Below are 25249 nucleotides of genomic sequence, written 5' to 3'. Positions count from 1 at the left end.
TCGTTCCTGTTGCTGTGTGCCAGAGATTACAGCGCCGCTTCGTCGGCTTCGCCGGTACGAATACGAATGACGCGTTGCAATTCAGCGACGAATATTTTGCCATCGCCAATTTTTCCGGTGTAAGCCGCCTTACTGACGATATCGATCACTTCATCAAGTTGATCATCAGCAATCGCCACATCAATTTTTACTTTTGGCAGGAAATTGACGCTGTATTCCGCGCCCCTGTACAGCTCAGCATGGCCCTTCTGACGCCCGAAACCTTTCACTTCGGTGACGGTCAGGCCCTGAATACCAATGGAAGATAACGCTTCACGAACGTCCTCCAGCTTGAATGGTTTGATTATCACGGTCACCAGCTTCATAGATCCCCTCCGGTCAGAATTCGGTAATGGTTCTGCTACACGAAGAAGGTATTGCAAGCGGTGTGCCAGAAATGAAAAACGAGAAAGAGAGCAGGAAGTTAAGAAGATTGAAAATAAAAACGCACTATGACAGTGCACAGTGCGTTACATTTTTGCACCACCGATGAAATTTTGCGCTATTCAGGCGCTCAATGATTCATCTTCACGCACGCTGGCTGCCAGCTCTTCGCCCGCAAGTTGCAGTTGATACATCTGCCAGTAGCGCCCCTGGGCGGCCAGCAGTTGCTGGTGAGTACCCTGCTCCACTGCTTGCCCACGATGAAGCACCAGAATGGTGTCAGCATCAACAATGGTCGATAAGCGGTGAGCAATCACCACAAGCGTTGTTTGTTCACGCACCGCCGCAAGGGCGCGTTGAATCGCCTGTTCAGTACCGGAATCAATACTGGCGGTTGCTTCATCAAGGATCAGTATTTGCGGTGTCTCTACCAGCACACGTGCCAGCGCCAGCAGTTGCTTTTGCCCGACCGAGAGATTATTCCCCTGTTCGCCAAGCGGCGTATAAATACCGTCGCTCATGCTGCGCGCCAGCTCCGCCAGTTGTACTGTTTCCAGCGCCTGCCAGACACGTTCTTCGGAGATATCTCGCCCCAGCGTCACATTGGCAAGGAAAGTATCCGCCAGCACTACCGGATCTTGCTGCACCATCGCCACGCCCTGACGCAGCGCGCTATGACTGAGCGAACTTAACGGACGTTCATCGAGGCGAATCTCACCTTCTGTTAGTGGGTAATAGCCCATCAGCAAACTTGCCAGGGTACTTTTGCCGCTACCGGTATGCCCCACCAACGCCACAAAGCTGCGCGAAGGAACGGCAAGATTAATATTTTTCAGCACCAGATTGTCATCGCGATATGCAAACGACACGTTATCGACTTCAATGGTGCCGCTCTGTAACGGGCGATCATCATTGCCATATTGCTGGCGCGGTCCGTCCATCAGTTCAAACACACGCTCGCCAGCAACAACAGCCTGTTGCAGCATCGCCTGCTGCGTGGTCAGTTCGATTAAGGGTTCGTTAAGTCGCCCCAAATAGCTGATAAACGCATACAGCACGCCCACTTCAATGGTGCCGCTGGCGGAGAAGCCAAACAGCATCAACAAGCCACAAAGAATGAGCGATGAAAACAGACTCAGCAGGGGACGCAGTAAAAAGCCGTCCAGCCGTAGCGTTTGCATTCGCGCCATATAGTGTGAACGGCTGGCTTCGCCCATACGTTCGCCAAATCGAGCCTGCTGGCGGAACTGCTGGATAACGCTCATGCCGTTAATAACTTCGTTAAAGCCGTCGTTGATATCAGCCAGATAGGCGCGTACACGGCGGACAATCGGCGTACTGTAACGCTGGTATATCACCATCACCACCAGCACAACCGGGAATATCATTATCGCTACCAGCGCCATTCGCCAGTCGAGACTGAACATCGCTACCAGCATCGCCCCTACCAGTGCGGCACTACGCAAAACGGTCGCGACCACGGTAACGTACAGATCTCGGATAACTTCAGTATCATTGGTAACGCGGGAAATCACCTGCCCGACCGGTTGAGTATCAAACTCACTCAACGGTTGGCGCAGTGCAGCATCCATCACATCGGTACGTAACTGTTGTACAACGCCTACTGCCGCCCGGTTAAATAACAGCGACTGCGCGTAATGTAGCCCGGCGGCAAACAGTTGCAGTACGACATATGCCGCTGCCAGCCCGACAACCATTTTCAGCGGTAGATTATTTTTCGCCACCATATTGTCGATAAAGTAACTGACGAGCAGCGGGCAGCTCACTTCTGCCGCCGCTGCCACCCACATCATCAACACTGCGATACCCAGCGGTTTACGCCATGGTGAACCGTAAGCTAACAGGCGCTTCAGAGTCGGCCAGAGTTGACTAAAACTACGCATCAACGGCCTCCTCATGATTTTCCGGAGCATCGTTGAGCGCCGCTTCCAGTTGTTGATAGCGATACATATCGCGATACCAGCCGCTTTGTTGCGCCAGCACATCATGATCGCCGCGCTGGGCAATATGCCCATGCTGCATCACAATAATTTCACTCGCTTCGGTCAGGGCAGAAAGGCGATGGGCGCTGATAATCACCGTTCTCCCCTGCCCCCACTGGCGCAGGTTATGTAGAATCTGGTATTCCGTGCGACCATCTACCGCCGATAAAGCATCGTCAAGAATGAGGATTTCCGCATTCACCAGCAATGCCCTGGCAATGGAGATTCGCTGTTTTTGCCCACCGGAAAGCATCACGCCGCGCTCACCCACTTCTGTGTCGTAACCTTGCGGCAGACGCAAAATATCGTCATGCACGCTGGCTAACCGCGCTACGTGTTCAATCTCTTGCTGGGTGGCATTCGGGCAACCCAGCGCGATGTTATTAGCAACCGTGTCAGAAAAAAGGAACGGTGTCTGGCTAACTACCGCCAGGCGGCTACGCCAGCTGTCGAGTTGCAACTGCGTCAAAGGAATATCATGAAAACGGATATCACCCTCGGTGACATCAAAATGACGTTGAATTAATGACAGCACAGTACTCTTGCCAGAGCCGGTCGGCCCGCAAATTCCCAGCATCTGACCCGGTTTCAGCGCAAAACTGATGTTCTCGAGCGCAGGATGATGAGTTTGAGGATACGTAAACTGGCGAATATTCACATCCAGTTCACCACGACCTTCTGGCACCTTATCTTTACCATCAATAACGACTGGCGCTTCGGCCAGCATGGTACGAATTCGGCTATACGCCGCGCTGCCGCGCTCTACAATGTTAAACATCCACGCCAGCGCTAACATCGGCCAAATCATCAAACCAAGGTACATCATAAAACTGGTGAGCTGGCCCAACGTTAAGCTGCCCTGCACGACCATCCAACTACCACCGCCAATCGCCAGTAAATTCGCCATGCCAATCGCAATATAAATGGTCGGATCGAAACGAGCATCAATGCGCGCTACTCGCATGTTTTTCTTACCGGTATCTTCGGCATCTGCGGCGAACAGTGCAGACTGGCGATCCTCCAGACCAAAGGATTTAATCATGCGAATACTGGTCAGACTCTCCTGGGTACGATCGTTAAGGCTGGAAAAAGCGGCTTGTGCCAGCTTAAAGCGTTCATGCAACGCGTCGCCGTTGCGTTTAATCATGATTGCCATCACTGGCATCGGCAACAGCGCTATTAAAGTTAACTGCCAGCTAATCTGCGTTGACATCATGATCAGCACTGCGCACCCCATCACCAGCGAATCCACCAGCGTTAGCACCCCTTCACCGGCGGCAAATACCACACGATCGACGTCATTTGTCGCACGGGCCATAAGGTCGCCCGTGCGATGACGCAGATAAAACTCTGGATGCTGGCGGCTTAGCTGGCGGTAATAATCTTCACGCAGTTCAACAGCCAGTTGATAAGACGCACCGAACAGCAGTACGCGCCAGACGTAGCGCAGGAGATAAACCACGACTGCAATCAACACCATGGTGGCGATCCACATCAGGATCTGCCCGGTAGTAAAGTGTTGCTCCGTCACGCCATCGACAACAATACCGACCACTTTCGGCGGAACCAGTTGCAGCATCGCGATAATGACCAGCAAGGCGACAGCCCCGAGATAGCGGCGCCATTCCCGGCGGAAATACCAGCTTAGTTGAGCAAATAATCGCACGCGTTATGTCCTGACCTGATCCTGGATAATTATTCGATAGGTAACGAGGTGGTGTACTTAATCTGTTCCATGGCGAAGCTGGAAGTGACGTCCGAAAGCCCCGGCACACTGTTAACCAGACGCTTATAAAACTCATCGTAGCGCTTCATATCAGCAACCTGGACCCGCATCAGATAATCGTATTCACCGGCCATGCGCCAGAAACCGAGAACTTCCGGCATTTCCGTGACGACCGTAACAAAGCGGCAATACCATTCACTGCTGTGATGTTGCGTTTTAATCAGCACAAAAGCCGTCAGACCCAGGCCAATTTTTTCCGGATCCAGTAACGCGACTTTGCCGATAAGAATACCGTCATCTTCCAACCGTTTCAGACGCTTCCAGCAAGGCGTGGTTGTCAGATTAACGGCTTCTGCCAGTGCCTGCAAAGAGAGGGTGCAATCCTGCTGTAGTAAGGCCAGCAGCTTACGGTCAATTTTATCTAACATAGCCAATCCACAGAGAATTATTTTCTCTTTTGATTCTATTTTAAAGGCCAAATAGCGACAATTTATTCCGTGCGATTTCACAGAGAATGCACAAAATGACAAATTCGGGGCAAAAAAAACCGGGCAGTTGCCCGGTGCTGGAAGGGATCTCGTTATTCGGGGGAATAAGGTAGATGTGGATTGTCCAGCCAGTGCGTCAAATAGTGAGAGACCGCCTGATTTCGGCAATGTCCAATCACCGGTAAATGAGGGAGTTCCGCGCGCAGTTGCGGCATCGCATTGCCCATAATAAAACCGCTACCGACGCTGCCTAACATTTCGCGATCGTTCATCGCGTCACCAAAGGCCATACAGTCACGCAGCGAAAAACCTAAATGTTGGGTCAGCACCGTCAACGCAGCGCCTTTATTGCAGCCCACCGGCAGCACTTCCAGGCAATCAGTCGCGGAAAAACACAAATGTGCATGCTCACCTAAAGCTTCGTGTAGTTGGATCTGCAAGCGTGCAAGATCGTCGTGATCGCCACAGAAACAGATCTTGGTGACACTGCCGAGTGGCATTTTTTTGACATCGATTATCTGATAACGAAAACCGCTATAGACAAATGCCTGCAATAGCGCAGGGATCTCTTTCCCGGTAAACCAACCATCGTCATTGAAGATATGCATGCTGGCTCGGGTATCCCATTGCTGATACAGCACCAGCTCCGCCACATCCGCAGGTAAATCATCACGATGTAAAAGCTCGCCTTCCAGAGAGTGCACACGCGTGCCGTTGCCGGTAATTAAATACGCATCCAGCGATAGCGCCCCGAGAATATGCTGCATCTCCAACGCATGACGCCCCGTAGCAAATGTAAGGGTAATATCGCGTTCACGCAGGCGCGCCAGAGTAGAGAGAGTTTTCTCACCTAAATGATGGTCAGGCATCAATAAAGTGCCGTCCATATCAAATGCAGCCAGACGAGCCATTTCTTTCTCCACTCTGTGACACGGTTAATGGTGATTGAGTATCACTTGATATATACGGAAGTAATAGTGAATAGATAAAAAATATTGTTCCGGGTTTATATGCGACTGCTTAATCGTCTTAACCAGTATCAACGTTTGTGGCAACCTTCCGCCGGAGCACCACAATCCGTTACCGTCAGCGAACTGGCAGAACGTTGCTTTTGCAGCGAACGCCATGTACGCACATTGTTGCGTCAGGCGCAGGATGCGGGATGGCTGGAGTGGCAGGCGCAATCCGGGCGCGGAAAACGCGGGCAACTGCGCTTTCTGGTGACGCCGGAATCCCTGCGCAATACGATGATGGAACAGGCGCTGGAAAGTGGAAAACAACAGGATGTGCTGGAACTCGCGCAGCTGGCGCCTGGCGAACTGCGTACCATGTTACAACCGTTTATGGGCGGGCAATGGCAAAACGATACCCCGACATTGCGTATTCCTTATTATCGCCCGCTCGAACCACTGCAACCGGGTTTTTTAGCCGGACGTGCCGAACAGCATCTCGCCGGGCAAATTTTTTCCGGCCTGAGCCGTTTCGACAATAACTCCCAGCGCCCAATTGGCGATTTAGCGCATCACTGGGAAACGTCTGCTGACGGGTTACGCTGGGATTTTTATCTTCGCTCAACCTTACACTGGCATAACGGTGATGCAGTAAAAGCAACACAGCTACATCAACGCTTGCTAATGCTGCTACAGTTGCCTGCCCTGAGGCAGTTATTTATTAGCGTGCAGCGTATTGAAGTCACCCACCCGCAGTGTCTGACCTTCTTTTTAAATCGTCCCGATTACTGGCTGGCACACCGACTGGCGAGCTATTGCTGCCATCTGGCGCATCCGCAATTACCACTGGTAGGAACCGGACCTTTCCGCTTAACACAATTCACACCGGAGCTGGTGCGCCTTGAAAGCCATGATTATTACCATTTACGTCATCCGCTACTAAAAGCGGTTGAGTACTGGATAACCCCGCCGCTTTTTGAAAAAGATTTGGGTACGAGTTGTCGGCATCCCGTCCAAATCACCATCGGCAAACCAGAGGAATTGCCACGGGTCAGTCAGGTCAGTAGCGGCATCAGTTTAGGTTTTTGCTATTTAACGTTGCGCAAAAGCCCCCGACTGACTCTCTGGCAGGCACGAAAAGTGATCACCATTATTCATCAATCCGGTTTACTACAAACGTTAGAAGTCGGAGAAAATCTGATCACCGCCAGTCATGCATTGCTGCCTGGCTGGACTATTCCGCAATGGCAAGTACCGGATGAGGTCAAACTACCGGAAACCTTGACGCTGGTTTATCACCTGCCGGTGGAACTTCATGCCATGGCAGAACAGCTACGAACGACGCTGGCAGCAGAAGGTTGCGAGCTAAAGATTATTTTTCATAACGCGAAAAACTGGGATGGAGCCACGCCACTGGAGCAAGCAGACCTCATGATGGGCGACAGATTAATTGGCGAAGCGCCGGAATATACCCTTGAACAGTGGCTGCGCTGCGATCCGCTGTGGCCACATGTTTTTACTGCCAGTACATACGCACATCTGCAATCGACACTGGATGCCGTGCAAGTAATGCCTGATGAAGAAAACCGATTTAATGCCCTGAAAACGGTGTTTAGCCAGTTAATGGCTGACGCAACGCTGACACCACTGTTCAACTATCACTATCGCATTAGTGCGCCGCCAGGCGTGAACGGTGTGCGACTGACACCGCGCGGCTGGTTTGAATTTACCGAGGCCTGGCTACCCGCACCGTCGCAATGAAGAGCTGGCCCGGGTTAACCGCAGGCGTTACCATAACGTTTTTATCGATTTAGCAGGATAATTTATGAAACGTGCTGTCGTTGTGTTCAGTGGTGGTCAGGACTCCACCACCTGTCTGGTACAGGCATTGCAGCAATATGATGAAGTCCATTGCGTGACGTTTGATTACGGTCAGCGCCATCGCGCAGAGATCGACGTCGCGCGCGATCTGGCGCTGAAACTGGGCGCACGCGCGCATAAGGTGCTGGATGTCACCCTGCTTAACGAGCTGGCAGTCAGCAGTCTGACGCGTGACAGCATTCCAGTGCCCGATTATGAACCTGAAGCCGATGGTATCCCGAATACGTTTGTCCCTGGGCGTAATATTCTGTTCCTGACGCTGGCGGCAATATATGCGTACCAGGTAAAAGCCGAAGCAGTGATTACCGGCGTCTGCGAAACGGATTTCTCCGGTTACCCGGATTGCCGCGATGAGTTTGTGAAAGCACTGAACCATGCCGTCAGTCTGGGCATGGCGAAAGATATTCGTTTTGAAACGCCGCTGATGTGGATTGATAAAGCAGAAACCTGGGCGCTGGCGGATTATTACGGCAAGCTGGATTTAGTGCGTAACGAAACGCTGACCTGCTATAACGGCATCAAAGGCGACGGTTGCGGTCATTGTGCTGCATGTAATCTGCGTAGTAACGGGTTGAATCATTATCTGGCCGATAAACCGGCTGTGATGGCGGCGATGAAGCAGAAAACAGGGTTGAAGTAATTATTCCGGGTGTTGCCGGATGCGGCTTGAGCATCCGGCACAACAAAACGTTTACTTAACCATCTGCTCCAGCTTTTCGCGCAGCTCCCCTTCCAGAGCTAAAGCCTTCTGCGTTTTAAGATCGATACAAACAAACGTGATAAGCGCATCCGCGACCACCTGCCCTTCCGGCTCCAGAGTGATGACCTGGCTTAAGATGCCGCTTTTACCGTTTAATTGCTGTAACTGGCTCGTAATGGTTAACAAGTCACTTAATACCGCCGGGCGGCGATAGTTGATATTGATATTTACCACCACGAAAGCGATGTTATGGGCGGTCATCCATTGAAAACTGTCACTGTTTTCCAGTCCATCCCAGCGGGCTTCTTCGAGAAACTCAAGGTAGCGGGCGTTGTTTACGTGCTGGTAGACGTCGAGATGATATCCACGAACTTTGATTTGTGTTTGCATAGCGCAATAACCTTACGTTGTTGTTATAAGTACAGAGGCCATAACTGGTATGACCTCTTCAGTCTGGCAAAAAATTGCCACTATGCAAATTAATTACAGGGTTAATACCGCCAGATTACGCTCCACCAGCGAATTACCCATCCCCGGCACCTGCTTTAGGTCCTCCACCGTTTTAAACGGGCCATACTCTTCGCGATAACTGACAATCGCCTGCGCTTTCTTCAGGCCAACGCCATTCATCGCGCGGGCTAACTCCTCCGCGCTGGCATTATTAATGCTGACTCTGGTGCCTTCTTCATCACTGGCTTTCGCCGGTACTGCCGCTTTGCTTTGTGCTGCAGGGGCTTCCGCTTTGGTTTCGACCGCCGCCGGTTTCGCTGCAGGAGCTGTCGCCAGCGCACAGTGAGACATTCCGGCACAGGCCAGGGACAGGGTAATGAGTAGAGCTTTGATTCCGTGTTTCATACTGTTTTCTCCTTGTTTGTTAACAGTGGAATCACCTTAACGGCAGTGAAAACAGTAAACAAATGGCAATGTTCAGAAATGGAAAAGGCCGCGAAAGCGACCTTTTCTTGTTACAGCTGCAAAGCATTTTTTTGCGAGGCGGCTTCAGGATTATTGCTGTTCCAGCGCATCGCCAATTTTGATTTTCGCCTCTTTGCGCAGGTTACTCATCAGAGCTTCAAAGACGATTTGAGCGTTGTTTTGGGTAATACCCTGCACCATCGCTTTTTTCTGCTCTTCCGGCATTGAACCTTGTTTCACTTCGTCCAGCGCCAGCAGAACGACATTGCCCTGCATATCGGTCGCCATACCGTAGCTCGGTTTGTCTTTCGCTGGCAGAGGCAGTGCAAATGCCGCCAGGCTAATCGGGTCACGACCAGAACGGCTTAAGGTTTTCGGCTCACCAAATTTCACACCGGCAGCCTGCATAGCTTCCGCACCCTTGCCCGCTTTCAGATCAACCAGCAGTTTTTCAGCATCCATTTTCGCTTGCTGTTCAGCTTTGTTGTGCTGAACCATCGCTTTAACCTGTTCCTGAACATCTGCCAGCGGTTTCACCGCTTCCGGTTTATGCTCACTGATACGCAGAACGAATGCACGATCGCCGTCTACGGTGATGATGTCAGAGTTGATGCCCGGTGCGCCGTTTTCACCAATCAGACCGCCGTTAAAGATAGCGTCCGCCACCGGTTTGAAGTTTAACTCTTCCGGCAGCTTATCTTTGCTGAACCAGCCAGTCTGAGTAGCTTTAACGCCCGCTGCCTGCTCTGCACCTGCCAGAGATTCAGTGTCGTTGCTTGCTGCATCGCTTATTTTCTGTTGCAACGCGTAGTATGCATCCAGCGCTTTTTCGTGTTTCACTTTCGCTGCGATTTCGTCACGCACTTCGTCTAACGACTTCACTTTTGCTGGCTGAATGTCATCCAGACGGACGATCAGGAAACCTACCGAGGATTTGATCACGCCAGAAAGCTGACCTTTTTCTTTCAGACCGGCATTTTTCAGTTCGTCCGGAGTGGTGGCGTCTTCTAACCAACCCATATCACCGCCGTTACGGGCAGAGATAATATCGGCAGATTTTTCTTTTGCTAACGCGGCAAAATCACCGCCTTTGTTCAGCGCATCAAGTACGGCTTTCGCTTCATCTTCAGTTTTGGTCTGGATGATGCTGTAGCGCGTGCGCTGTGGCTGGGTGAATTGATCCTGATGCTGATCGTAGTAGCTCTGGATATCCGCATCGCTAACCGATTGCTGCATCGTGGCAGCATCCAGCTTGATGTAGCTCACGCGGAACTGTTCCGGAGTCATGAAATTGTTTTTGTTTTGCTCGTAGTAGCTGGCGATTTCTGGTTCGGTCACAGCTTGCTTAGCCGCCAGCGCATTAACGTCGATAGTCGCTTCACGCACTACACGTTGTTGCGCGACCAGTGCTGCCAGTTCGTCAGTTTCACCTTTCAACATAAAGTCGGTGCCGGCAACGCCAGCAATCAGCTGTTGGGTGGTGAGCTGGTTACGCAGCGCCTGCGCGTACTGATCGGCACTCATTCCCATTCGGTTGAGGATATCGTTGTAGCGGCTGTTATCGAACTTGCCGTCAACCTGGAAAGCCGGGGTCGCGAAAATCGCCTGCTTGACCTGCTCATCGCTGATACCCAGTTTCAGTTCGCGAGCGTACTGATCCAGTAGAGCCTCGTCGATAAGACGATTCAGCACCTGTTGACGCAGGGTTTTCATATAGCCTTCGTTCGCCGCCAGCTCGGAGTATTGATCGCCCAGCTGTTGCTGCATGCGATTACGCTCGCTGTTGAAGGCGTTCTCGAACTGCCCACGGCTGATTTCCTGGTCATTCACTTTTGCGGCGTAGTTATTGCCTCCGCCAATCAGGTAACCACTCACGCCGGTCAATATGAACGACACGATAATGATACCGAAAATAATCTTGAGCACGAGACTGTTTGCAGCCGTGCGTAAGCTGTCCATCATGGTGTAACAACACTCCGCTGTAGATGACTGTATACCTCACGCAACTTATCGCTGCGCGCAAAGGCCTATTGTGACAAGAAACGGGGGCAATTGTCAGCCCACAATGCGCAGAAAGTCACGGAATACAAATAAAAAAGGCACATCAGTAGATGCGCCCTTGAACTTCGTCACATCCCCAATGGGGACAACACTTAGTTTACCGCGTCTTTCAGTGCTTTACCTGCACGGAAGCTCGGTACTTTAGCTGCAGCGATGGTGATCTCTTTACCAGTCTGCGGGTTGCGACCAGTACGGGCAGCACGCTCTTTAACGGCAAAAGTACCAAAACCTACCAGTGCTACATCATCCCCTTCTTTCAGGGATTCAGTTACGGAAGCAATAATAGCATCTAACGCACGGCCAGCCGCAGCTTTAGAGATATCAGCCCCTGCAGCAATCTTGTCAATCAATTGAGATTTATTCACTCTTCTCTTCCTCTTTATAATTTATCTCGCACTTGAATCCTTCAAGGTGCGAACGCGCAGCAGTTATATCAGGCCAGCCATCCCCTTACAACACCCCTTAATAAGGGCAAGCCTAATCCGCCCTCTAACTTAACGAGACAAAAAAAGGCTGGCAAGTCCGAATTTACCTGCCAGCCCTTTTTTTATTAGTGCATTTTGCGCGAGGTCACTATTTTGCGGTTACAACCTGCATGCCAGACGGCTCATTTTGCAACGCGAGAGTCAGAACTTCCTCAATGCGTTTCACCGGATGAATGTCCAGATCGGCAATAACATTGTCTGGAATCTCTTCCAGATCGCGTTTATTTTCGTGCGGAATTAACACAGTTTTAATTCCACCACGATGCGCCGCCAGCAGTTTTTCTTTCAAACCGCCGATTGGTAACACTTGGCCACGCAAGGTTATCTCGCCCGTCATCGCTACATCGGCGCGAACCGGGTTACCGGTCAGGCAAGAAACCAGCGCAGTGCACATGGCAATACCAGCGCTCGGACCATCTTTCGGCGTCGCACCTTCCGGTACGTGCACGTGGATGTCGCGTTTTTCGTAAAAATCTGGATTGATCCCCAGTTTTTCCGCACGCGCACGAACCACCGTTAACGCTGCCTGAATGGACTCTTGCATCACTTCGCCCAGCGAACCGGTATAAGTGAGTTTGCCTTTCCCCGGAACACATGCGGTTTCGATGGTCAGCAAGTCGCCGCCGACTTCTGTCCACGCCAGACCCGTTACCTGACCGACGCGGTTTTCGTTATCCGCGCGACCATAGTCGAAACGTTGTACGCCGAGGTAGTCATGCAGGTTATCACCGTTAATTTCGATATGTTTTAATGACTTATCGAGAAGTAACTGCTTAACCGCTTTACGGCACAGTTTGGAGATTTCACGCTCCAGACCACGCACGCCTGCCTCACGGGTGTAGTAACGAATAATGCCGATAATGGCGCTATCGTCGACGGTCAGCTCACCTTTTTTCAGCGCATTACGTTCAATCTGCTTCGGCAGCAAGTGACGTTTGGCGATGTTCAGTTTTTCATCTTCGGTATAACCGGAGAGGCGAATTACTTCCATACGATCCAGCAGCGGTGCCGGAATGTTCATGGAGTTCGACGTCGCGACAAACATCACGTCACTCAGGTCGTAATCCACTTCCAGGTAATGGTCGCTGAACGCCACGTTCTGCTCTGGATCCAACACTTCAAGCAGTGCAGAAGCCGGATCGCCACGCATGTCAGAAGACATTTTGTCGATCTCATCGAGCAGGAACAGCGGGTTTTTCACGCCCACTTTCGCCATTTTCTGGATCAATTTACCCGGCATAGAACCGATGTAAGTACGGCGGTGACCGCGGATTTCCGCTTCATCACGCACGCCGCCCAGTGCCATACGGACATATTTACGTCCTGTGGCTTTGGCGATGGACTGACCCAGGGACGTTTTACCTACCCCCGGCGGCCCTACCAGGCAGAGGATCGGCCCCTTGATTTTGTTTACACGGCTTTGAACCGCGAGGTACTCAAGGATACGATCTTTCACGCGCTCCAGACCATAATGATCGGTATCGAGGATTTCTTGCGCCTGACGCAGGTCTTTTTTGACCTTGCTACGCGCATTCCACGGCACCTGTACCATCCAGTCGATATAACCACGCACCACGGTTGCTTCTGCCGACATCGGAGACATCATTTTCAGCTTCTGCAGTTCTGCTTCCGCTTTTTCTTTTGCCTCTTTCGGCATTTTCGCCGCGTCGATTTTGCGCTTCAGGGCTTCGTTTTCGTCCGGCGCGTCGTCCATTTCGCCGAGTTCTTTCTGAATGGCTTTCATCTGCTCGTTCAGATAGTACTCACGCTGGGATTTCTCCATCTGCTTTTTCACGCGGTTACGAATACGTTTCTCAACCTGCAGCAGATCGATTTCCGATTCCATCATCGCCATCAGATATTCCAGACGCTCGTTAACGTCGGACATCTCAAGAACAGACTGTTTGTCAGCCAGTTTCAGCGGCATATGCGCGGCAATGGTATCTGCCAGACGCGCCGGGTCGTCGATGCTGTTAAGCGACGTCAGCACTTCTGGTGGGATTTTCTTATTCAGCTTGATGTAGCCTTCGAACTGGCTGATTGCAGTACGCACCAGCACTTCCTGTTCCCGCTCCTCAATGGTCGGCGATTCCAGATACTCCGCCTTCGCAGAAAAGTGTTCGCCATTGTCAGAGAGCGCAGAAATACGCGCGCGCTGTAACCCCTCGACCAGCACTTTGACGGTGCCGTCAGGCAGCTTCAGCATCTGCAATATAGAGGCCACGGTCCCGACGGTGAAAAGATCGTTTACACCCGGCTCATCCGTTGAAGCTTCTTTCTGCGCGACCAGCATAATTTTTTTATCATGGTCCATCGCCGCTTCCAGACAACGGATAGATTTTTCCCGCCCGACAAATAAGGGGATGACCATGTGCGGATAAACCACCACATCGCGCAGCGGCAATACGGGGATTTCAATGCGTTCAGAACGCTCAGGATTCATAGAGCTCTCTCTTAGTTTAATTTCCGCCAGGTAATCAGATGACACGACTGTGCTTCACGCCATCTATTAACATGTACGTCAGTATATGGGGATGTTTCCCCCACATTCAACGTCGAGAATAGAGGAAAAATGAAAGGGGAGATAAAATCCCCCCTTTTTGGTTAACTGACTGTATGGGAATGGTTAATTATTCACCAGATGCCTGTTGCGCTTCCGGCTTGCCATAAATCAGCAGCGGTTTGCTCTGGCCATCAATTACCGATTCGTCAATAACCACTTTTTCGACATCTTCCATGGACGGCAGATCGTACATGGTATCGAGCAGTGCGGCTTCTACGATGGAGCGCAGACCACGAGCACCGGTTTTACGCGCCATCGCTTTCTTAGCGATAGCATCCAGCGCCTCGTCACGGAACTCCAGATCAACACCCTCAAGATTAAACAACGCCTGATATTGCTTGGTCAGGGCGTTTTTCGGCTCTTTAAGAATCTGAATCAGGGCTTCTTCGCTCAGTTCATTCAGCGTTGCTACAACTGGCAGACGACCGATGAACTCAGGGATCAGACCAAATTTGATCAGATCTTCCGGTTCTACCTGCGCCAGCAGTTCGCCTTCACTTGCTTTGTCGGACTTCGCTTTTACCGTCGCGCCAAAACCAATGCCGGAGCCGGTTTCTACACGGTGGGAAATCACTTTATCCAGACCAGCAAACGCACCACCACAGATAAACAGGATCTTAGAGGTATCTACCTGCAAGAACTCCTGCTGCGGATGCTTACGCCCGCCCTGCGGTGGAACGGCAGCAACTGTACCTTCGATCAGTTTCAACAGTGCCTGCTGTACGCCTTCACCGGAAACGTCACGGGTAATAGACGGGTTGTCAGACTTACGTGAAATCTTGTCAATTTCATCGATGTAGACAATCCCGCGCTGCGCTTTCTGTACGTCGTAGTCGCACTTCTGCAACAGCTTCTGAATGATGTTTTCAACGTCTTCGCCCACATAACCGGCTTCGGTCAGTGTAGTCGCATCGGCCATAGTGAACGGAACATCCAGCAGGCGTGCCAGCGTTTCAGCCAGCAGCGTTTTACCGGAACCGGTCGGACCGATCAGTAGAATGTTACTTTTGCCCAACTCGACGCCATTGCTGGTATCGCCATTGCGCAGACGTTTGTAGTGGTTGTATACCGCGACCGCCAGCACTTTTTTCGCCTGTTCCTGACCGATTACGTAATCGTCCAGATGGTTGCGAATTTCATGCGGCGTCGGTAGCGCACTGCGTTCACGATGCGGTGCAACTTCTTTAATCTCTTCGCGAATGATGTCGTTACATAAATCAACACATTCGTCGCAGATATACACGGATGGTCCGGCAATCAGCTTGCGCACTTCATGCTGGCTTTTGCCGCAAAAAGAGCAGTACAACAGTTTGCCTGAGCCATCTTTGCGTTTATCTGTCATGGGTCAAAACCTCTTCTTTGTTCTTTGTGCCGCACACGACGACGCAAATGCCATTCTCAGGCGCAAGTCGCTTATAGCGTTGTGCCGCCCTGGATAAGTATAGCGGCACAGTTGCGCCTCTGGCATCAATTACGATGGGTCAGAATCGAATCGACCAGACCGTATTCCACCGCTTCAGGGGCGGAAAGGAAGCGATCGCGCTCGGTATCTCGTTCAATCTGTTCTAATGATTGACCCGTATGGAGCGCCATAAGTTCATTCATGCGCCCTTTAACTTTCAGAATCTCACGGGCATGAATTTCGATATCGGTCGCCTGGCCCTGATAGCCGCCCAGCGGCTGGTGAATCATCACGCGCGAGTTCGGCAGGCAGAAACGTTTACCTTTTGCCCCTGCGGTCAGCAGGAATGCGCCCATCGAGGCCGCCTGGCCCATACAGATGGTGCTGACATCAGGCTTGATAAACTGCATGGTGTCATAGATAGACATCCCGGCAGTGATCACTCCGCCTGGGGAGTTAATGTACAGATAGATATCTTTTTCTGGGTTTTCCGCTTCCAGGAACAGCATCTGCGCCACAATCAGGTTAGCCATGTGGTCTTCAACCTGGCCAGTCAGAAAAATAACGCGTTCCTTAAGTAGACGAGAATAGATATCAAAAGAGCGCTCACCGCGTGAGGTCTGTTCAATGACCATCGGCACCAGCGCCATATGGGGTGCAAAGTTATCTCGTTCGCCGCTGTATGACATTTCCGTCTCCTGGATAAAATTGAAAAAACCTGCTGTACCGATTGTAACCTTATGGACGGATTATCAGCTAGTCCCTGTGTTATGGGTACGGCATCACCATATTTCAAGCATAACAATCTTTTGTTGTTACGCTAACACCGAAAGAGCGTTTTCGCACGGTTCCATGCAAAATTCATGACAAAAAAAAGCCCACCACCTGGCGGTGACGGGCCTTTGTGCGAATTTAGCGCGTTATGCTGCGTAAATTACGCCTGCTGGTTCATCAGCTCGTTGAAAGTGGTTTCTTTTTCAGTCACTTTCGCTTTCGCCAGTACAGCTTCTACAGCCTGTTCTTCCAGAGCAACATTGCGCATGTTGTCCATCAGTTCTTTGTTTTTGCTGTAGAACTCGATAACTTCTTTCGGATCTTCATACGCAGAAGCCATCTCTTCGATCAGACCTTTCACGCGCTCTTCGTCAGCTTTCAGCTCGTTGGTGCGGATAACTTCGCCCAGCAGCAGGCCAACAACTACGCGGCGTTTAGCCTGTTCTTCGAACAGTTCACGCGGCAGTTCCAGCGCTTGTTTCTCATTGCCACCGAAACGCTGTGCAGCCTGGCGACGCAGAACGTCGATTTCGCTGTCGATCAGCGCAGCCGGTACGTCGATGTCGTTAGCTTTTACCAGACCTTCGATCGCCTGAGACTTAACGCGGTTACGGATGGCGCTCTTCAGCTCGCGCTCCATGTTTTTACGCACTTCAGCGCGCAGACCTTCTACGGAACCATCTTCAACGCCGAAACGTTTGATGAATTCAGCAGTCAGTTCCGGCAGTTCACGCTCTTCAACTTTCTTCAGGTTGATAGCGAATTTCGCTGCTTTACCCTTCAGGTTTTCTGCGTGGTATTCTTCCGGGAAGGTCACGTCGATGGTGAACTCTTCGCCAGCTTTGTGGCCTTTGATACCGTCTTCAAAGCCCGGGATCATGCGACCCTGACCCATCGCCAGTACGAAATCAGACGCTTTACCGCCTTCGAACTCTTCGCCGTCAACTGAACCGGTGAAGTCGATGGTTACGCGGTCTTCTGCTTCAACAGCGCCGTCTTTTTCTTTCCAGGTAGCCTGCTGTTTACGCAGAGTATCCAGCATGCCGTCAACGTCAGCGTCGGTCACTTCAACGATCGGTTTTTCAACTTCGATCGCTTCCAGACCCTGCAGTTCAACTTCCGGATAAACTTCAAACTCTACAGAGTAGGTGAAGTCTTCACCCAGCTTGTATTCGCCCGGAACATAGGTCGGTGCGCCAGCCGGATTGATTTTTTCTTTAATGATGGCGTCAATGAAGTTACGGCTCATCAGGTCACCCAGAACGTCCTGGCGTACAGACGCGCCATAACGCTGAGCAACGATATTCATTGGCACTTTGCCTTTACGGAAGCCGTCAATACGTACTTTTTTCGCAACGTTGACCAGCTCGCTTTTAACAGCGGTTTCGATGCTGTCAGCAGCGATAGTAATCGTTACACGGCGGCCAAGGCCTTGAGTGGTTTCAACTGAAACTTGCATCTTGTTACCTCAAAAAATCACAGTGCTCGGTCAACTCTTACCCCGCGAGCACAGGTTGTTGGCTTCGCGGTACCGGGATGTTCTTATAATCAATCACATTCCCTGTTACCAGAATCATCCCGAAAGCATTCAAATGGACGCGGCATTATAGCGACATCACTTTTATGAGTCGAGAACGGTTATTGCGCACTACCGCGTATTTTTTCACAATTCCCGGGGAATTTTCGTCTGAATGCTGGGCAAAAAGCACAAAATCCAGACAAAACAAAACGGCCCGTAGGCCGTTTTTCATAAAATCTTTAGCAACATACTGGAAAAGCGCCGACGGTTGCAAATGCGTTTTTACGCAATGCTTCCTGCTCCACGACAGGGAGGAGAGGCAAAAATGGTATCCTGCAACCCTTCCCATTCCTTAATAGTGTAAGTATGCAGAGCCAGCGCATGAACGGTAGTAGAGAGTTCCTCCGCTAAAGTACTGTAAATCATTCGATGACGATTCAGAAAACGTTCACCCATAAAACGATCGCTGACCAGCACAACTTTAAAATGGCTTTCAGAGCCGGCTGGGACATTGTGACGATAGCTTTCATCCACAACTTCGAGGAATACGGGTTGGAACGCAGTCCTTAATTTTTCTTCTATCCGCTCACGTATCATCATGAAATATCTCCTCCGACAACGCTGAGATGTCACCCATCCCTTTAAATACTAGCCGCTTTTACCGTTTCCATTACAGCTTAACAACAAATAATTAGCTTTCATCCTATTTTTTCTGTCAAGCGTATGAAGTTTACTGATTTAAAGATTGATTCACTGGCTTCACATCAGTGTTTCTTTTACTCAAGGCGATTATTTCGTCAACATAATGAATTTACATGTCTTACCCACTTCCCCTCGTCGTTGGCGATGTTATGATGGCGGGAATCTTTACCAAACACGCTTAAAAGTCTCTGAGAGCCAGAACATGTTCAAAAAAATCCTCTTCCCGTTAGTTGCTCTGTTTATGCTTGCAGGATGCGCAAAACCGCCAACAACCATTGAAGTTTCTCCGACGATGACGCTGCCACAGCAGGACCCAAGTCTGATGGGCGTCACCGTTAGCATTAATGGTGCCGATCAACGTACCGATCAGGCGCTGGCGAAAGTGACCCGCGATAATCAGATTGTCACCCTGACCGCCTCTCGCGATTTGCGTTTCCTGTTGCAAGAAGTGCTGGAAAAACAAATGACCGCGCGTGGTTACATGGTCGGCCCAAATGGTCCGGTTAATCTGCAAATCATCGTTAGCCAACTGTATGCTGACGTATCCCAGGGTAACGTGCGTTACAACATCGCCACTAAAGCAGATATCGCCATCATCGCCACCGCGCAGAATGGCAACAAGATGACCAAAAACTATCGTGCCAGCTACAACGTTGAAGGCGCTTTTCAGGCTTCCAACAAAAATATCGCCGATGCGGTTAACAGTGTGCTGACCGACACCATTGCTGACATGTCTCAGGACACCAGCATTCACGAATTCATCAAGCAGAACGCGCGTTAATTTCTGCCCTCTGGCCCGGTGCAAGCCGGGCCTGTAGACGCCCATGTCCAGTCAATATTTACGTATTTTCCAACAGCCGCGTTCAGCCATTTTGCTGATCCTGGGTTTTGCATCCGGGCTACCGCTAGCCCTGACATCAGGCACGTTACAGGCGTGGATGACCGTTGAGAATATCGATCTTAAAACCATCGGTTTCTTCTCTCTGGTAGGTCAGGCTTATGTATTTAAATTTCTCTGGTCCCCGCTGATGGACCGCTACACCCCTCCGTTCCTCGGACGTCGACGCGGTTGGCTGCTCGCTACACAAACTCTATTGTTACTGTCCATTGCGGCGATGGGTTTTCTCGAACCTGGCACCCAATTACGCTGGATGGCAGCTCTGGCGGTGGTGATCGCTTTTTGCTCCGCCTCCCAGGATATCGTCTTTGATGCCTGGAAAACGGATGTGCTTCCAGCGGAAGAACGCGGCGCAGGTGCGGCAATCAGCGTGCTGGGGTATCGCCTGGGGATGCTGGTATCCGGCGGCCTGGCTTTATGGCTGGCGGATAAATGGCTGGGCTGGCAAGGCATGTACTGGTTGATGGCGGCGCTGCTGATCCCCTGTATTATCGCGACACTGCTTGCACCAGAACCAACCGACACCATTCCTGTACCCAAAACGCTGGAACGAGCCGTTGTAGCACCATTGCGTGATTTCTTTGGCCGCAATAACGCATGGCTGATTCTGCTTTTAATCGTACTGTACAAACTGGGCGATGCTTTCGCCATGAGCCTGACAACCACGTTTTTGATTCGCGGCGTCGGATTTGATGCCGGCGAAGTGGGTGTAGTTAACAAAACGCTCGGTCTACTGGCGACCATCGTCGGCGCATTGTTCGGCGGAATTTTGATGCAGCGCCTGTCATTGTTCCGTGCGCTCATGATTTTCGGCCTTTTACAAGGTGCGTCCAACGCCGGTTACTGGCTACTTTCCGTGACTGATAAGCATCTCTACAGCATGGGCGCGGCTGTCTTTTTCGAAAATCTGTGTGGCGGGATGGGAACATCAGCATTTGTGGCGCTATTAATGACCCTGTGTAATAAGTCATTTTCCGCTACCCAGTTCGCCCTGCTCTCGGCGCTTTCTGCTGTAGGACGGGTTTATGTAGGACCTGTAGCAGGTTGGTTTGTTGAAGCTCACGGCTGGCCGACGTTCTATCTGTTCTCTGTTGCCGCCGCCGTACCTGGACTTATTTTGCTGCTGGTTTGCCGCCGCACGCTGGAGTACACATGGGTCAATAACGACTTTATCCCTCGTACCGGGTATCCGGCAGGTTATGCCTTTGCCATGTCGACGCTGGCAACGGGCGTCTGTCTGTTAGCCGTGTGGTTACTGCTATTGACGATGGACTCGCTGGATTTGACCCACTTCTCTTTCCTGCCTGCTCTGCTGGAAGTCGGCGTTTTAGTCGCCCTGGGCGGAGTCGTGCTTGGTGGTTTGCTGGATTATCTGGCGCTACGAAAAACACATCTGACGTAATCTGTGAATATTATTTAGCTGTAGTAATCACCCGGCGTAATTATTACGGCTAAATAAACATCAGCATCGCTTAATAATATTTGTTCTTTTGTGCGGCTTAGATTTCTAAAATTATTGACGTCATTTATAGATTCTATTTTTCTTACACGATTCAGCTAATGACACTTTATTTCCCCTCACCTGAGTTGTCACCTCAATGATAATTATTTGTTAAATAATTGTTTTATTTTAAGATTGGTTATACCAATTGCCCTACTACCCCCTTTCCGCGCGCCCCTTTCGTTATAACGCCCTTTTGCAACAGCTTCTTAAAACCAACCTGATATGTTTTGCAACATATGTGACCTGACAGCCAAATCCAAGTAACAGGAATTTAATCATGTTTACAGTAATGTAACCTTCCCGTAAAATGCCCACACACTTTAAACGCCACCAGATCCCGTGGAATTGAGGTCGTTAAATGAGACTCAGGAAATACAATAAAAGTTTGGGATGGTTGTCATTATTTGCAGGCACTGTATTGCTCAGTGGTTGTAATTCTGCGCTGTTAGATCCCAAAGGACAGATTGGTCTGGAGCAACGTTCACTGATACTGACGGCATTTGGCCTGATGTTGATTGTCGTTATTCCCGCAATCTTGATGGCTGTTGGTTTCGCCTGGAAGTACCGTGCGAGCAATAAAGATGCTAAGTACAGCCCGAACTGGTCACACTCCAATAAAGTGGAAGCTGTGGTCTGGACGGTACCTATCTTAATCATCATCTTCCTTGCGGTACTGACCTGGAAAACCACTCACGCTCTTGAGCCTAGCAAGCCGCTGGCGCACGACGAGAAGCCCATTACCATCGAAGTGGTTTCCATGGACTGGAAATGGTTCTTCATCTACCCGGAACAGGGAATTGCTACCGTGAATGAAATCGCTTTCCCGGCGAACACTCCGGTGTACTTCAAAGTGACCTCCAACTCCGTGATGAACTCCTTCTTCATTCCGCGTCTGGGTAGCCAGATTTATGCCATGGCCGGTATGCAGACTCGCCTGCATCTGATCGCCAACGAACCCGGTACTTATGACGGTATCTCCGCCAGCTACAGCGGCCCGGGCTTCTCAGGCATGAAGTTCAAAGCTATCGCAACGCCGGATCGCGCCGAATTCGACCAATGGGTCGCAAAAGCCAAACAGTCGCCGAACACCATGTCTGACATGGCTGCTTTCGAAAAACTGGCCGCGCCTAGCGAATACAACCAGGTGGAATATTTCTCCAACGTGAAACCAGATTTGTTTGCCGATGTGATTAACAAGTTTATGGCTCACGGTAAGAGCATGGACATGACCCAGCCAGAAGGTGAGCACAGCGCACACGAAGGTATGGAAGGCATGGACATGAGCCACGCGGAATCCGCCCATTAAAGGGGTTGAGGAAGAATAAAGATGTTCGGAAAATTATCACTTGATGCAGTCCCGTTCCATGAACCTATCGTCATGGTTACGATCGCTGCCATTATTTTGGGAGGTCTGGCGCTCGTTGGCCTGATCACTTACTTCGGTAAGTGGACCTACCTGTGGAAAGAGTGGCTGACCTCCGTCGACCATAAACGCCTTGGTATCATGTATATCATCGTGGCAATTGTGATGCTGCTGCGTGGTTTTGCTGACGCCATTATGATGCGTAGCCAGCAGGCTCTTGCCTCAGCGGGCGAAGCGGGCTTCCTGCCGCCTCACCACTACGATCAGATCTTTACCGCGCACGGCGTGATTATGATCTTCTTCGTGGCGATGCCTTTCGTTATCGGTCTGATGAACCTGGTGGTTCCGCTGCAGATCGGCGCGCGTGACGTTGCGTTCCCGTTCCTCAACAACTTAAGCTTCTGGTTTACCGTTGTTGGTGTGATTCTGGTTAACGTTTCTCTCGGCGTGGGCGAGTTTGCGCAGACCGGCTGGCTGGCCTATCCACCGCTATCGGGAATAGAGTACAGTCCGGGGGTCGGTGTCGATTACTGGATATGGAGTCTCCAGCTATCCGGTATTGGTACGACGCTAACCGGTATCAACTTCTTCGTTACCATTCTGAAGATGCGCGCACCGGGCATGACCATGTTCAAGATGCCAGTATTTACCTGGGCATCACTGTGCGCAAACATTCTGATTATTGCTTCCTTCCCAATTCTGACGGTTACCGTCGCGTTGTTGACCCTGGATCGCTATCTGGGCACCCATTTCTTTACCAACGATATGGGTGGCAACATGATGATGTACATCAACCTGATTTGGGCATGGGGACACCCGGAAGTTTACATCCTGATCCTGCCTGTTTTCGGTGTGTTCTCCGAAATTGCGGCAACCTTCTCGCGTAAACGCCTGTTTGGTTATACCTCGCTGGTATGGGCAACCGTCTGTATCACCGTGCTGTCGTTCATCGTCTGGCTGCACCACTTCTTTACGATGGGTGCGGGCGCGAATGTAAACGCCTTCTTTGGTATCACCACGATGATTATCGCCATCCCGACCGGGGTGAAGATCTTCAACTGGCTGTTCACCATGTATCAGGGCCGCATCGTGTTCCATTCTGCGATGCTGTGGACCATCGGCTTTATCGTCACCTTCTCGGTGGGCGGTATGACTGGTGTGCTGCTGGCAGTTCCGGGCGCGGACTTCGTTCTGCATAACAGCCTGTTCCTGATTGCGCACTTCCATAACGTTATCATCGGCGGCGTGGTCTTCGGCTGCTTCGCAGGGATGACCTACTGGTGGCCTAAAGCGTTCGGTTTCAAACTCAACGAAACCTGGGGTAAACGCGCGTTCTGGTTCTGGATCATCGGCTTCTTCGTTGCCTTTATGCCGCTGTATGCGCTGGGCTTCATGGGCATGACTCGTCGCTTGAGCCAGCAGATTGACCCGCAGTTCCACACCATGCTGATGATTGCAGCCAGCGGTGCGGTACTGATTGCGCTGGGTATCCTCTGCCTCGTTATTCAGATGTACGTTTCCATTCGCGACCGCGACCAGAACCGTGACCTGACTGGCGACCCGTGGGGTGGCCGTACGCTGGAGTGGGCAACCTCTTCCCCGCCTCCGTTCTATAACTTTGCCGTTGTGCCGCACGTTCACGAGCGTGATGCATTCTGGGAAATGAAAGAGAAAGGCGAAGCGTACAAAAAGCCTGACCACTATGAAGAAATTCATATGCCGAAAAACAGCGGCGCCGGTATCGTCATTGCGGCTTTCTCCACCATCTTCGGTTTCGCCATGATCTGGCATATCTGGTGGCTGGCGATTGTTGGCTTCGCAGGCATGATCATCACCTGGATCGTGAAAAGCTTCGACGAGGACGTGGATTACTACGTGCCGGTGGCAGAAATCGAAAAACTGGAAAACCAGCATTTCGATGAGATTACTAAGGCAGGGCTGAAAAATGGCAACTGATACTTTGACGCACGCGACTGCCCACGCGCACGAACACGGGCACCACGATGCAGGCGGAACCAAAATCTTCGGATTTTGGATCTACCTGATGAGCGACTGCATTCTGTTCTCTATCTTGTTTGCTACCTATGCCGTTCTGGTGAACGGCACCGCAGGCGGCCCGACAGGTAAGGACATTTTCGAACTGCCGTTCGTTCTGGTTGAAACTTTCTTGCTCTTGTTCAGCTCCATCACCTACGGCATGGCGGCTATCGCCATGTACAAAAACAACAAAAGCCAGGTTATCTCCTGGCTGGCGTTGACCTGGTTGTTTGGTGCCGGATTTATCGGGATGGAACTCTATGAATTCCATCATCTGATTGTTAACGACATGGGCCCGGATCGCAGTGGCTTCCTGTCAGCGTTCTTTGCGCTGGTCGGGACACACGGTCTGCACGTCACTTCAGGTCTTATCTGGATGGCGGTGCTGATGGTGCAAATCGCTCGTCGCGGCCTGACCAGCACTAACCGTACCCGCATCATGTGTCTGAGCCTGTTCTGGCACTTCCTGGATGTGGTGTGGATCTGTGTGTTCACTGTTGTTTATCTGATGGGGGCGATGTAATGAGTCATTCTAACGAACATAGCGGCGCATCCCATGGCAGCGTAAAAACCTACATGACAGGCTTTATCCTGTCGGTAATCCTGACGGTGATCCCGTTCTGGATGGTAATGACAGGTTCTGCCTCACCGGCCGTAATTCTGGGAACAATCCTGGCAATGGCAGTGGTACAGGTTCTGGTGCATCTGGTGTGCTTCCTGCACATGAATACCAAATCAGATGAAGGCTGGAACATGACGGCGTTTGTCTTCACCGTGCTAATCATCGCTATTCTGGTTGTAGGCTCCATCTGGATCATGTGGAACCTCAACTACAACATGATGATGCACTAAGAG

Annotated in this window: 22 protein-coding genes; 8 read left to right on the top strand and 14 right to left on the bottom strand. The window is 51.0% G+C overall.

All coding sequences use genetic code 11. The features are described 5' to 3' along the window. Window positions 1-26 precede the first annotated feature (26 nt). The 5 genes from glnK to cof all read right to left on the bottom strand — a co-directional run bounded on the left by glnK (window position 27) and on the right by cof (window position 5551). A complete protein-coding gene (gene glnK / locus FEM44_RS16790; RefSeq protein WP_000780338.1) occupies window positions 27-365 on the bottom strand; it encodes a P-II family nitrogen regulator in 339 nt (112 codons plus the stop codon). A 180-nt stretch (window positions 366-545) separates the two neighbouring features. Next, on the bottom strand, window positions 546-2327 hold the full coding sequence (locus FEM44_RS16785) for a SmdB family multidrug efflux ABC transporter permease/ATP-binding protein (protein ID WP_135523140.1): 1782 nt from the start codon (window positions 2325-2327) through the stop codon (window positions 546-548). Then, window positions 2320-4092: a SmdA family multidrug ABC transporter permease/ATP-binding protein gene (locus FEM44_RS16780; RefSeq protein WP_135523141.1), complete on the bottom strand. Its 1773-nt coding sequence runs from the start codon at window positions 4090-4092 to the stop codon at window positions 2320-2322. Before FEM44_RS16780 ends, FEM44_RS16785 begins: the two co-directional genes overlap by 8 nt. A gap of 29 nt (window positions 4093-4121) precedes the next feature. Beyond that, a complete protein-coding gene (gene decR / locus FEM44_RS16775) occupies window positions 4122-4580 on the bottom strand; it encodes a DNA-binding transcriptional regulator DecR (RefSeq protein WP_000884589.1) in 459 nt (152 codons plus the stop codon). A 152-nt stretch (window positions 4581-4732) separates the two neighbouring features. Further along, window positions 4733-5551, bottom strand: coding sequence for an HMP-PP phosphatase (cof, locus tag FEM44_RS16770; RefSeq protein ID WP_135523142.1), 819 nt, complete (start codon window positions 5549-5551; stop codon window positions 4733-4735). Between the two features lie 99 nt (window positions 5552-5650). Here cof and FEM44_RS16765 point away from each other — a divergent pair, with 99 nt between their 5' ends. Beyond that, complete coding sequence (locus FEM44_RS16765; protein WP_135523143.1) at window positions 5651-7351, top strand: SgrR family transcriptional regulator; 1701 nt, start codon at window positions 5651-5653, stop codon at window positions 7349-7351. A gap of 64 nt (window positions 7352-7415) precedes the next feature. Next, window positions 7416-8111 (top strand): 7-cyano-7-deazaguanine synthase QueC, encoded by a 696-nt coding sequence (queC, locus tag FEM44_RS16760; protein WP_130223217.1) that lies wholly within the window; start codon window positions 7416-7418, stop codon window positions 8109-8111. Between the two features lie 51 nt (window positions 8112-8162). Here the strand turns inward: queC and fadM are convergent, their stop codons facing one another. The 9 genes from fadM to bolA form a co-directional block, all read right to left on the bottom strand. Beyond that, a complete protein-coding gene (fadM, locus tag FEM44_RS16755; protein ID WP_001194534.1) occupies window positions 8163-8561 on the bottom strand; it encodes a long-chain acyl-CoA thioesterase FadM in 399 nt (132 codons plus the stop codon). 93 nt (window positions 8562-8654) lie between these two features. Next, window positions 8655-9026 (bottom strand): helix-hairpin-helix domain-containing protein, encoded by a 372-nt coding sequence (locus FEM44_RS16750; RefSeq protein ID WP_135523144.1) that lies wholly within the window; start codon window positions 9024-9026, stop codon window positions 8655-8657. Window positions 9027-9176: 150 nt separating this feature from the next. Continuing rightward, entirely contained in the window at window positions 9177-11048 is a 1872-nt protein-coding gene (gene ppiD, locus FEM44_RS16745) for a peptidylprolyl isomerase (protein ID WP_135523145.1), read from the bottom strand. A 191-nt stretch (window positions 11049-11239) separates the two neighbouring features. Continuing rightward, on the bottom strand, window positions 11240-11530 hold the full coding sequence (gene hupB / locus FEM44_RS16740) for a nucleoid-associated protein HU-beta (RefSeq protein ID WP_254892905.1): 291 nt from the start codon (window positions 11528-11530) through the stop codon (window positions 11240-11242). A gap of 190 nt (window positions 11531-11720) precedes the next feature. Then, window positions 11721-14075 (bottom strand): endopeptidase La, encoded by a 2355-nt coding sequence (lon, locus tag FEM44_RS16735; RefSeq protein ID WP_130215455.1) that lies wholly within the window; start codon window positions 14073-14075, stop codon window positions 11721-11723. A gap of 187 nt (window positions 14076-14262) precedes the next feature. Beyond that, on the bottom strand, window positions 14263-15537 hold the full coding sequence (clpX, locus tag FEM44_RS16730) for an ATP-dependent protease ATP-binding subunit ClpX (protein ID WP_000130305.1): 1275 nt from the start codon (window positions 15535-15537) through the stop codon (window positions 14263-14265). Between the two features lie 125 nt (window positions 15538-15662). Then, window positions 15663-16286, bottom strand: coding sequence for an ATP-dependent Clp endopeptidase proteolytic subunit ClpP (gene clpP, locus FEM44_RS16725; RefSeq protein WP_000122253.1), 624 nt, complete (start codon window positions 16284-16286; stop codon window positions 15663-15665). A gap of 245 nt (window positions 16287-16531) precedes the next feature. After that, complete coding sequence (gene tig / locus FEM44_RS16720; RefSeq protein ID WP_001198386.1) at window positions 16532-17830, bottom strand: trigger factor; 1299 nt, start codon at window positions 17828-17830, stop codon at window positions 16532-16534. Window positions 17831-18172: 342 nt separating this feature from the next. Further along, on the bottom strand, window positions 18173-18490 hold the full coding sequence (bolA, locus tag FEM44_RS16715) for a transcriptional regulator BolA (protein ID WP_000973458.1): 318 nt from the start codon (window positions 18488-18490) through the stop codon (window positions 18173-18175). A 304-nt stretch (window positions 18491-18794) separates the two neighbouring features. On the opposite strand from bolA, the gene FEM44_RS16710 reads away from it, so the two are divergent. The 6 genes from FEM44_RS16710 (at window position 18795) to FEM44_RS16685 (ending at window position 25246) form a co-directional block, all read left to right on the top strand. Further along, the gene (locus FEM44_RS16710) at window positions 18795-19373 is read left to right on the top strand and encodes a lipoprotein (protein WP_000473501.1); all 579 of its coding nucleotides are present in this window, start codon (window positions 18795-18797) and stop codon (window positions 19371-19373) included. 43 nt (window positions 19374-19416) lie between these two features. Next, the gene (ampG, locus tag FEM44_RS16705; RefSeq protein WP_135523146.1) at window positions 19417-20892 is read left to right on the top strand and encodes a muropeptide MFS transporter AmpG; all 1476 of its coding nucleotides are present in this window, start codon (window positions 19417-19419) and stop codon (window positions 20890-20892) included. A gap of 460 nt (window positions 20893-21352) precedes the next feature. Further along, window positions 21353-22300: a cytochrome o ubiquinol oxidase subunit II gene (gene cyoA, locus FEM44_RS16700; RefSeq protein ID WP_001239441.1), complete on the top strand. Its 948-nt coding sequence runs from the start codon at window positions 21353-21355 to the stop codon at window positions 22298-22300. Between the two features lie 21 nt (window positions 22301-22321). Beyond that, the gene (cyoB, locus tag FEM44_RS16695) at window positions 22322-24313 is read left to right on the top strand and encodes a cytochrome o ubiquinol oxidase subunit I (protein WP_000467154.1); all 1992 of its coding nucleotides are present in this window, start codon (window positions 22322-22324) and stop codon (window positions 24311-24313) included. Further along, window positions 24303-24917 carry a cytochrome o ubiquinol oxidase subunit III gene (locus FEM44_RS16690; RefSeq protein ID WP_000179822.1) on the top strand — a complete coding sequence of 205 codons (615 nt, stop codon included), beginning with the start codon at window positions 24303-24305 and terminating at the stop codon, window positions 24915-24917. Before cyoB ends, FEM44_RS16690 begins: the two co-directional genes overlap by 11 nt. After that, window positions 24917-25246: a cytochrome o ubiquinol oxidase subunit IV gene (locus FEM44_RS16685; protein ID WP_130215447.1), complete on the top strand. Its 330-nt coding sequence runs from the start codon at window positions 24917-24919 to the stop codon at window positions 25244-25246. The genes FEM44_RS16690 and FEM44_RS16685 overlap by 1 nt, the downstream gene beginning before the upstream one ends. Window positions 25247-25249 lie beyond the last annotated feature (3 nt).

The sequence above is a fragment of the Escherichia sp. E4742 genome (assembly GCF_005843885.1).
In the GTDB taxonomy this organism is placed as follows: Bacteria; Pseudomonadota; Gammaproteobacteria; order Enterobacterales; family Enterobacteriaceae; genus Escherichia.
Note: the sequence above shows the minus strand (reverse complement) of the source record. Positions and strands in the feature narration are given on the sequence as shown.